The organism is Calidithermus terrae (assembly GCF_003574345.1).
Lineage (GTDB): Bacteria > Deinococcota > Deinococci > Deinococcales > Thermaceae > Calidithermus > Calidithermus chliarophilus.
Map to the genome: position 1 here is coordinate 1 of NZ_QXDL01000272.1, position 4,598 is coordinate 4,598.

Here is a 4,598-nt window from a genome sequence, read left to right on the forward strand (position 1 = left end):
GCCCCAACCCTCCCCGCCGGCGGGGAGGGTTTATCCCCCCTGCCCCCCTTGCTAAGGGGGGAACAAGGTGTCTCGCGTTTCGCGTCTTGCGTCTTGCGTCTTGCGTCTTGCGTTCGGCGTTCGGCGTACGACGCAGGACGTACGACCCACCCCCGGCGGCTGACCTAAAACTCGATCTCCAACAAGTCCGCCGCCGGCTTGACCACCCCCAGCCACTCCAGCCGCGCCAGGTAGTAGCAGGCGAGCTTGAGCGAGATGCCCAACGCCTTGGCGATCTGCTCGGCGGTGGCGCCGTGCTGGAGCATGGGCTTGGCCCGCTTCCAGAAGAAGGAGTTCTTGAGGTCTAAAAGCTCCTCGTCGCCGCAGATGACGTAGCTCACGTCGGGGGCGGGCATCTCGATGGTGCGGAGGGTGATGTCCTCCTCGATGAGGCTCAGCGAGGTGATGACCCGCTCGAGCGGCCAGTGCAGCGCGGGGTCGCAGGGGGTCTTGAAGTCGGTGTAGGTCAGCTCGAAGGCCCCCTCGCGGGCGGCGATGATCCCCAGGAGGATGTCGCGGGCCTTGAGGGGGTCGGCGATGTACTCCTTGCCGATCTCGATGCAGCGTAGGTGCCCGCGCTTGACCCACAGCTTGCAGTCCCGGAGGTCGGGCATGTTCCACAGCTCGAGCACGCCGGTCTTGTCCTGAAAATGCCCTACTAGGGTCTGGAATGGGCTTTCTCTGAGGTTGCCGCTGATCACCATGCCTCTATGTCCTCCCGAGAATGTGTGCAGCTACTTCCCTAGAGCCTATACCAGCCCTCTGGCCCCACGGTGGGCATTTCTCACAACCGCCCGCCCGTGCCCCGTACGGCCTTCGCACCCTGTGGGTCTCACGACGCGTTCCGAACGGCTTTTCGGGCCCGGGGCGCCCCGCCCTCTCATGAAGCGTGCGGGCCGGGATGCCTTAATTGGGCGCGTGAAGGTGGCTGCACTGGACGTGGGGGAGGCCCGCATCGGCCTCGCGGTGGGGGAAACCGGCTCGAGCTGGGCCTTCGGGCGCGGCTACCTGGTGCGCAAGGGCCTGGAGGCCGACCTCGAGGCCCTGCGCCAGTTCGCCCGGCGCGAGGCCCTCGAGCGCTTCGTGGTGGGCCTGCCGCTGCGCACCGACGGCCGGCCCGGCGCCCAGGCCGAGCGGGTGATGGGGTTGGTGGAGGCCATGCGCCAGGCCGGCTTCACGGTCGAGCTCCTGGACGAGCGCTTCACCACCAAGCTGGGCCAGAACCGGCTGATGAGCGCCCCCAAGCGCGTGCGCCAGGAGAAGGGCAAGCTCGACGAGGCCGCCGCCGTCGCGCTGCTGGAGTCCTACCTCTCAGGTCCGCGCCCATGAGCGAAGACCGGCCCGACCCCCGACCCCTCGAGCCCGCCGAGCCGAAGGCCCCGGAGGCGCCGGCCCTGCCCGAGCCGCGCCCGCGCGGCACCCGCTGGCTCTTGCGGCTGGTGCTGGCGACCTTCGTGCTGCTGGCGGGGCTGCTGGGCTACACCCTCTACCTCTTCGGCCCCACCGGCGCGAGCGCCCAGGTGCGCATCCCCAAGGGCAGCGGGGCGAGCGCCGTGGGGGAGATCCTCGAGCGCGCCGGCCTGATCCGCTCGGCCGGGGTGTTCGCGCTGTACCTGCGCTTCTCGGGCCGCGACAAGGACCTCAAGCCCGGCTTCTACCGCCTCGAGGGCCGCGGGCTGCGCGCGGTCGCGCTCGCCCTCACCGACAAGTCGCGCCCCCTCACCGTCACCGTCACCTTCCCCGAGGGCTGGCGGGCGGTGGACATGGCCGAACGCCTGGCCGAGAACCACCTCGACGGCCCGGCCTTCCTCGAGCTCGTCCAGAACCCCCCCGCCGGCCTGCGCCCGCCCGAGGCCCAGGGGCCCACCCTCGAGGGCTTCCTCTTCCCCGCCACCTACACCTTCGGCCTCGACGCCACCCCCGAGGAGATCGTGCGGGCCATGACCCGGCGCATGGCCCAGGAGTTCACCCCCGAGCGGCTCGAGAGGCTCCGGGCGCTCGGCCTCTCCGTCCACGACTGGGTGACGCTGGCCTCCGTCGTGCAGGCCGAAGCGGCCAACGCCCAGGAAAAACCGGTCATCGCCGGGGTCTTCCTCAACCGCCTCGACGCCGGCATGCCCCTGCAGGCCGACCCCACCGTGGCCTACGGCCTGGGCAAGCGCCTGCCCGAGCTCGACCGCGGCGCGGGCGACTTCGCCAAGGACACCCCCTACAACAGCTACACCCGCCGCTCCCTCCCCCCCACCGCCATCGGCAACCCCGGCAGCGACGCGCTCGAGGCCGTGCTCAACCCCAAGCGCACCGACGAACGGGGCCAGAGGTACTTCTACTTCCTCCATGCCCAAGGGCGGCTGTTCCTCAACACCACGTTCGAGGGGCACTTGCGGGATACGGCGAGGTATCGGTGAAGGGCGGGGGGCGGTGGCTCAACGCTAAGCGCGGGTTGTGCGTCGTACGTCTTACGTCGTACGCAAAAAGCCAAACGCAAAACGCAAGACGCGAAACGCCTGGTTCCCCCCTTAGCAAGGGGGGTTGGGGGGGATAAACCCTCCCTGCCGGCAGGGAGGAACGGGTAGGGGTTCCCGTGGGCCTTGTGCCTTTGGTTGAGGGCTGAGGGCTTACCCCCCCTCAGGCGTTGGGCGCCATGAGCTGGAGGTACATCCCGAAAGGCGTTTGCACGTAGACGAAGTGTTCGCCGCGGGGTTTCATGACGCGGACGCCGGGGACGGTGCGGAGTTTGGCGAGGGTTTCCTCGAGGCCGTTGGTTTTGAGCGCCAGGTGCCGCCCGCCCCAGTCGGGGTTGCGCGGCATCTGCCGGTGCTGGCGCGGCGAGGACCACTCGATGAGCTCGATGGTGTCGCCGCCTGCTTTGAGGAAGGCGAAGCGGATGGACTCGTCGGGCTCCACGTCGAACTGCTCGGTGATGGGGTCGTCGGGGGTGGGCAGGGCGTTCTGGCTGACGAGCTCGAAGCCCAGGACCTCGGTGAAGAACTTCAGGGCTTCCTCGAGGTCGGGCACGCTAAAGCCTACGTGGTGGACGCCGGTGATGAGGCTCATGCGGTTTAGGTTACCGCAGAACGCCGGGTGTGGAATGCTGATAGCTGATAGCTGATAGCCGAACGCCCAATGCCTAACGCGGGTCGTACGTCCTACGCCGTACGCAAAACGCAAGATGCTAAACGCCCTTTCTTTCCCCCCTTAACAAGGGGGGCTGGGGGGGATAAGCCCTCCCCGCACGCGGGGAGGGACGGGGAGGGGTAGCCACACGCCACGAGCCTTCCGCCTTTGGCTGACGGCTGACAGCTCCCCGACTCCCCTACGAGCCACACGCCTCGAGCTTTCGGCTATCGCCCTTCTCCCCTCGACCCTTCCCGCCCGCCGAATCCCTCTGTCACAATAGCTCCATGAACCTCAACCGCTTCCCCACGCCCGTGCTGTGGTTCGCGCTGGGGCTCCTGGTGGGTGCTTACCTGGGGCAGATCATCCGGGGCTTCATCACCATCGCCTTTTTCGTGGGGCTGATCGTGCTGGCGTACTACATCTGGCGCTTCTTCGAGGGGCACAAGCGCGCGTGAAGCTGCCCCTGCCCGTCTTCGACATGCACCTGCACCTGCCCTACTCGGGCGAGGACCTGTGGGGGGCGTGGGGAACGCACCTGGCACAGCGTTACGGGGCCGAGAAGCTGGCGCTGTGGAACGAGCGCAACGCCAGGGCGCAGGAGGGCTGGTGGAGGGCCTACGGCTTCCCGCTCCCGGACTCGCCCCAGCCCGGCCCGGCGGAGTGCGCGCGGCGCTACGCGGAGGAGGTCGAGCGCTACGGGCTGCTGGGGCTGGTGTTCCTCACCGGCGGCGGCAACGAGCGCCTGGCCGAAACCCTGAGGCCCTACCCCAAGCTGCACGGCTTCGCCTTCGAGGCCGACCCCTTCCGGCCCGAAGCCGCGGCCGAGCTGCGCCGGGGCGTGGAGGAGCTGGGCCTGAAGGGGCTCAAGCTCTTCGGGCCCGCGCTGCTGCGGCCCCTCGACGACCCCGCCCTCGACCCCGTGTGGCGGGTCTGCGAGGAGTTGCAGGTCCCGGTGCTCATCCACTTCGGGCCGCTGGGCGGGGGCGGCGGGGTCGCCGGTGGGGTCAACATCAGCCCCATGCGGCTGCACGAGGTGGCGAAGGGCTACCCCGCCGTGCCCTTCATCGTGCCGCACTTCGGCTGCGGCTACCTCAACGACCTGCTCCAGCTCATGTGGGCCTGCGACAACGTCTACGTGGACACCTCGGGCAACAACGAGTGGCGGCGCTACGTGTGGCCCGAGCCCACCCTCAAGGACCTCTTCCGCCGCTTCTACGAGCTCTTCGGCCCCGAGCGCATCCTCTTCGGCACCGACGCTTCGTGGTTCCCGCGGGGCTGGGTGCTGAAGTACTTCGAGGAGCAGTACCGCGCGGCGGCGGAGGTGGGCATCCCCGAGGCGCACCAGCGCCTGATCTTCGCGGGGAACGCGATGCGGCTGCTCAGGATCGGGTGAGTGCCCTATGGCCGGACTCATGACCCCCGCCCCCGTGCTCGAGGAC

General features: G+C 69.0%; 6 protein-coding genes. 4 read left to right on the forward strand and 2 right to left on the reverse strand.

The annotated features are described in order from the left end of the window. Positions 1–164: 164 nt before the first annotated feature. Positions 165–743 carry a hypothetical protein gene (locus Mterra_RS19050; RefSeq protein WP_147372952.1) on the reverse strand — a complete coding sequence of 193 codons (579 nt, stop codon included), beginning with the start codon at positions 741–743 and terminating at the stop codon, positions 165–167. A 214-nt stretch (positions 744–957) separates the two neighbouring features. On the opposite strand from Mterra_RS19050, the gene ruvX reads away from it, so the two are divergent. After that, the gene (gene ruvX, locus Mterra_RS19055; protein ID WP_119316566.1) at positions 958–1,368 is read left to right on the forward strand and encodes a Holliday junction resolvase RuvX; all 411 of its coding nucleotides are present in this window, start codon (positions 958–960) and stop codon (positions 1,366–1,368) included. Further along, positions 1,365–2,447 (forward strand): endolytic transglycosylase MltG, encoded by a 1,083-nt coding sequence (gene mltG / locus Mterra_RS19060; RefSeq protein WP_119316567.1) that lies wholly within the window; start codon positions 1,365–1,367, stop codon positions 2,445–2,447. Before ruvX ends, mltG begins: the two co-directional genes overlap by 4 nt. 220 nt (positions 2,448–2,667) lie before the next feature. Here mltG and Mterra_RS19065 read toward each other — a convergent pair whose 3' ends face one another. Beyond that, a complete protein-coding gene (locus Mterra_RS19065; RefSeq protein WP_119316568.1) occupies positions 2,668–3,096 on the reverse strand; it encodes a VOC family protein in 429 nt (142 codons plus the stop codon). 347 nt (positions 3,097–3,443) lie between these two features. On the opposite strand from Mterra_RS19065, the gene Mterra_RS22580 reads away from it, so the two are divergent. Together Mterra_RS22580 and Mterra_RS19070 are read left to right on the forward strand one after the other, a co-directional pair. Continuing rightward, positions 3,444–3,614, forward strand: coding sequence for a hypothetical protein (locus Mterra_RS22580; protein ID WP_170159746.1), 171 nt, complete (start codon positions 3,444–3,446; stop codon positions 3,612–3,614). After that, positions 3,611–4,552 (forward strand): amidohydrolase family protein, encoded by a 942-nt coding sequence (locus tag Mterra_RS19070; RefSeq protein WP_119316569.1) that lies wholly within the window; start codon positions 3,611–3,613, stop codon positions 4,550–4,552. The genes Mterra_RS22580 and Mterra_RS19070 overlap by 4 nt, the downstream gene beginning before the upstream one ends. Positions 4,553–4,598: the final 46 nt, after the last annotated feature.

Bases quoted from the DNA above. Each gene is read 5' to 3' on its own strand.
- Mterra_RS22580 (WP_170159746.1), top strand. From the start codon at position 3,444: ATGAACCTCAACCGCTTCCCCACGCCCGTGCTGTGGTTCGCGCTGGGG.
- mltG (WP_119316567.1), top strand. From the start codon at position 1,365: ATGAGCGAAGACCGGCCCGACCCCCGACCCCTCGAGCCCGCCGAGCCG.
- Mterra_RS19065 (WP_119316568.1), bottom strand. From the start codon at position 3,096: ATGAGCCTCATCACCGGCGTCCACCACGTAGGCTTTAGCGTGCCCGAC.
- Mterra_RS19050 (WP_147372952.1), bottom strand. From the start codon at position 743: ATGGTGATCAGCGGCAACCTCAGAGAAAGCCCATTCCAGACCCTAGTA.